The following is a 4,399-nucleotide window of genomic DNA, read 5'->3' as shown; positions in this document are numbered from 1 at the left end:
GGTGCCCTCCCGCGGTAGCTGGAGGGTTGTGGCGCGGCCAATGCCGGATCCCGCACTGGCGGCCGTCGCCGTGTTCCAGCAAATCGATTGTCAACAATGCTGTCATTCATGGTGGTGGCTTCAGTTCGCGGAAGACGGTGTCGGCGCGCAGCGCACCACATTTTCCACTGTCACTGCTCACGTCCATGAGGTAGTTATTGATCGCTGATTCCGTGACCAGGTGCCCGTACATGGCATCGCATCGGGTGCAGAAGTACGTGACTTCCACCTGGCCGGGCGGGCACCAATGACGGCGGCAGACCGCTCCAATGACAATGTCCGCCTCGGTGTCACAGTGGTCGCACCAGAGCGGTTGTCTCGTCTGGTTCTGGACCATTGCCCTGGAGTCTGGCTGACTGGTGGCTTCATTGCGGTCCTGCATGATCCGTCACCCTTTCCTGACACCCGGACGCAGGGGTGTAGTCATGACTCTAGGCCCACGCCCGCCCGCGCCCCACGGCCAAAGGACCCTATTTCCCCGAATGCAAAGAAACGCCGAAACCCACGCCAGGCGGGACCAATGGCCCTTTTGCACGCACGTTTCCGGCCGGATGATCAGTACATGTACAAGCCCACGAAGGTCAACCCGCGCAAGAAGTCCGTTGTCCCTGGCAGGCTCGGCCTGCCCACCGCTTCCGCCCTGGTGATCGGCTCCGTCATCGGCACCGGCGTTTTCGGCATCCCTTCGGCCCTGGCCATGTTCGGCCCCATCAGCCTGGTGGCTTTCGTCCTCGTGACCATTGGCGCGTTGGCACTGGCCATCGTGTTTGGCTGGTTGGCCCAACGCATCCCGGGTTCCGGCGGCCCGTACCTTTACGCGCGTGATGCCTTCGGCGATTTCGCCGGGTTCCTCACAGGCTGGTCGTACTGGGTCACCGCCTGGGCCGGCAACGCCGCGATCGTCGTCGCCCTGACCGGATATGTCGAGGTCTTTGTCAACAAGGACCACAACATCTGGTGGTCCATCGTCATTGCCACCGCGGGGCTGTGGATCCCGGTCCTCATCAACGTCGTTGGGATCAGGACCCTGGGCGCGGCACAGGCCATCTTCACGGTGCTGAAGGTCGTGCCGCTGGTGTTCATCGCCATCGTCGGTCTATTCTTCCTCAAGGGAGCGAATTTTGGGGCGTTCAACTCCTCCGGCACCAGCGCATGGAGCGCCATCGCAGGGGCCGGGGCCATTGTGCTTTTCGCCTATCTTGGGATCGAGACCGCGTCCGTGGCGGCAGGCCGGGTCCGCCACCCGGAAAGGAACGTCCGCCGGGCCACTGTTTGGGGCACCATCATCTGCGCCGTCATTTACGTCCTTGGCACGCTCGTGGTCTTTGGCACGGTCAGCAACAAGGCACTGCGCCTCTCGACCGCCCCGTTCAGTGATGCCGCCAACGCCATCTTCGGCGGCACCCTCGGCGGCCAGCTGATCGCCGCCGCCGCGATCATCTCCGGCCTCGGCTGCCTTGTCGGTTGGACCTTCATTGTTGGCGAAATGCCGTACGCGGCCGCGAAGGACGGCATGTTCCCGCGCGTCTTTGCCAGTGAAAGGCGCGGAATGCCGATCTTTGGAATCCTCGCCTCGACCGTCCTTGCCACCGCGCTGACCGTGCTCGCCTACACAAACTTCTCCAACGTGTTCACCACCGTGCTGCTCTTGACGGTGTTTACCGCCGTCATTCCCTACATGTTTTCCGCCGGCGCACAGCTGTTCTGGCTCATCACCCACCGCCGCGAAACGTCCTGGGCACACTTCACCAAAGATGTCACCATCGCCGGCGTCGCACTGGCCTTCACGTTTTGGGCCCTCGCCGGCAGCGGCGCCCAAGCCTGCTACTACGGCGTCTTCTGCTTCCTCCTCGGAGTGCCCCTGTACATCTGGCTGCGGGTCTCGACAAAGCACGACGGCGGGACACCGGTGACGGCGGAGGGAACCACCGCTGCTGCCCAAAGAGCCTAAAACAAAATCCCCCCTCATACCAAACCCTTTTTATCCCTCGAATTGGAGTCATCCCATGGCAATTCCCACCGCCGAGCCCATCACCGAAACCCCCACGTCGCTGACTTTGGGCGTCCATTCAGAAGTCGGCAAGCTCCGTCAGGTAATCATCCACCGTCCCGGAACCGAGCTGAGCCGGCTGACACCACAGAATCGAGAGGACCTGCTCTTCGATGATGTCCTGTGGCCGGCAAGGGCCCGATCGGAACACGACGGCTTCGCCGACGCCATGGTCTCGCGCGGGATAGAAGTGCACCACTTCGGCGAGCTCCTGGCACAAACCATGGAGCTAAACGAGGCCAGGGACTTCGTGCTCCAAAGGCTCTGCACACCGGACTCGTTCGGCCCCTCCTTTGCCCCGCACCTGCAAAACTTCCTCGCCGGCCAATCCCCGGACCGCCTCGCCGAACTACTCATAGGCGGCATCCTGCCCGAAGACATCCCGGGCACGTCATCGCCGAGCCTGTACGCACAGGCCCTGAGCGCCGACGGATTTCTGGTTCCACCCGTACCAAACTCGTTGTTCCCCCGCGACAGTTCCGCCTGGATCTATGGCGGAGTCAACGTCAACGTCATGGCCAAACCGGCCCGCGTCCGGGAGACCGACCATGTCCGTGCCATCTACGCATACCACCCGCTGTTCGCCAACACTGCGTTTCTTCAGTACAACGTCGATGAAAGCCGGACCCGTTCCACCATTGAGGGCGGTGACATTCACATCCTTGGCCACGGTACAGTCCTGATCGGCATGGGCGAACGAACCAGCCCCATGGCCGTGGAACTCCTCGCCCGGCAGTTGTTCACCACGGGCCAGGCGACATCGGTCATCGCCATCAAACTGCCAAAGTCCCACGCCATGATGCACCTGGACACGCTCATGACCATGATCGACGTCGATACCTTCGTCTTATATCCCAACGTGCAGCAAGCATCCCTTCGCGCCTGGACGATCACCACACCGGATGACCCCGAAGAAGAGCAACTGCTCGTGGGCCCCGAACGCGGACTCTTCGACCTCATCGGCGAATCGCTCGGCCGCCCCGAACTGCGCGTACTGACGGCCAACGAAGACAGCCGGGCCGCCGAACGGGAACAGTGGGATGACGCCAACAACTACCTCACCCTCGAGCCCGGCGTCGTCATCGGCTACGACCGCAACGTCACGACCAACACCCTCCTACGCAGGAACGGGATAGAGGTCATCACCGTGCCCGGCAGCGAACTCGGACGCGGCCGCGGCGGCTCGCGCTGCATGTCCTGCCCGATCCAGCGCGACCCCGCCGAATAAGGAGAGGAACTCATGACCACCGCCACACCACAGACCGCCACGATTGGGCACCTGCTCCGCGACACCGACTTGTCGCGGCCCGCCTATGAGCAGCTCCTCGCCGACGCCACCTTGCTCAAACACCAACGGGCCTCTGGCACCATTGTGCCGCGTCTGCTCGGACTAAACATCGCCGTCATTTTCGAAAAACCATCGACCCGGACCCGAAGCGCGTTTGAGGTCGCCCTCCACGACGAGGGCGCAGGATGCACCTACATGGATTCAGCCAGCAGCCACCTGGGCAGCTCCGAGTCCTTTGAGGACACGGCAAAGGTACTCAGCCGCTTCTACGACGGCATCGCCTACCGCGGATTCGGCCAAAATAGTGTCAACGAGCTCGCCAACCATGCCTCCATCCCTGTCTGGAACGCCCTCACCAACGAATGGCACCCCACCCAAGCACTGGCGGACATGCTCACGATGATGGAAACCACCACCAAACCCCTCCAGGACGTCATCGTGTGCTTCCTGGGCGACGGACACGACAACGTGGCCAACAGCCTCATGACTTCGGCCGCCATTCTTGGCATGGACGTGAGAATCGCAGCCCCTGCACCACTCCAACCCGACCCGGCCGTGGTCGCCGCGGCGCAGGACATCGCAGCACAATCGGGCGCCCGGGTCACTGTCACCACGGACGTGGACGAAGCCATCGCCAGAGCCGACTTCCTCTACACGGACGTATGGGTAAGCATGGGTGAATCCGAGGAATCCTGGGACCACCGGGTTCCACTGCTGACCCCGTACCGCGTGGACGCCGCCATGATGTCCCGGACCGGCAACCCGAAAACCCAGTTCCTGCACTGCCTGCCCAGCATCCACGACAGCACCACAGCCCTTGGCAAAAAGATTTTCAACCGCTACGGACTGAACGGGGCAGAAGTCAGCAACGAGGTGTTCCACTCAACAGCGTCCCGCGTCTACGACCAGGCCGAGAACCGCATGCACACCATCAAGGCCGTCATGCTCAGTTCCCTCGCTTCCATGACCCAAGGGGACCGATAAGTGCGCATCATCGTCGCACTGGGCGGCAACGCCCTGCT

The 4,399-nt window shown here is 62.6% G+C and carries 4 protein-coding genes; 3 read left to right on the top strand and 1 reads right to left on the bottom strand.

Annotated features, from left to right (window positions below; translation table 11 throughout):
* Nucleotides 1-106 precede the first annotated feature (106 nt).
* The gene (locus CVV68_RS22610) at nucleotides 107-376 is read right to left on the bottom strand and encodes a hypothetical protein (RefSeq protein WP_146239004.1); all 270 of its coding nucleotides are present in this window, start codon (nucleotides 374-376) and stop codon (nucleotides 107-109) included.
* A gap of 225 nt (nucleotides 377-601) precedes the next feature.
* Between CVV68_RS22610 and CVV68_RS22605 the strand changes: the two genes are divergently transcribed.
* Genes CVV68_RS22605 through argF form a run of 3 tightly spaced genes read left to right on the top strand, consistent with a single transcriptional unit; the run spans nucleotide 602 to nucleotide 4,361 of the window.
* Nucleotides 602-1,990 (top strand): amino acid permease, encoded by a 1,389-nt coding sequence (locus tag CVV68_RS22605; protein ID WP_110503231.1) that lies wholly within the window; start codon nucleotides 602-604, stop codon nucleotides 1,988-1,990.
* A 55-nt stretch (nucleotides 1,991-2,045) separates the two neighbouring features.
* Nucleotides 2,046-3,317: an arginine deiminase gene (locus CVV68_RS22600; protein WP_110503229.1), complete on the top strand. Its 1,272-nt coding sequence runs from the start codon at nucleotides 2,046-2,048 to the stop codon at nucleotides 3,315-3,317.
* A gap of 12 nt (nucleotides 3,318-3,329) precedes the next feature.
* Nucleotides 3,330-4,361: an ornithine carbamoyltransferase gene (gene argF, locus CVV68_RS22595; protein WP_110503228.1), complete on the top strand. Its 1,032-nt coding sequence runs from the start codon at nucleotides 3,330-3,332 to the stop codon at nucleotides 4,359-4,361.
* Nucleotides 4,362-4,399 lie beyond the last annotated feature (38 nt).

Source organism: Arthrobacter livingstonensis, assembly GCF_003219815.1.
GTDB classification, from domain to species: Bacteria; Actinomycetota; Actinomycetes; order Actinomycetales; family Micrococcaceae; genus Specibacter; species Specibacter livingstonensis.
This window is presented reverse-complemented; position numbering and strand designations above follow the sequence as displayed.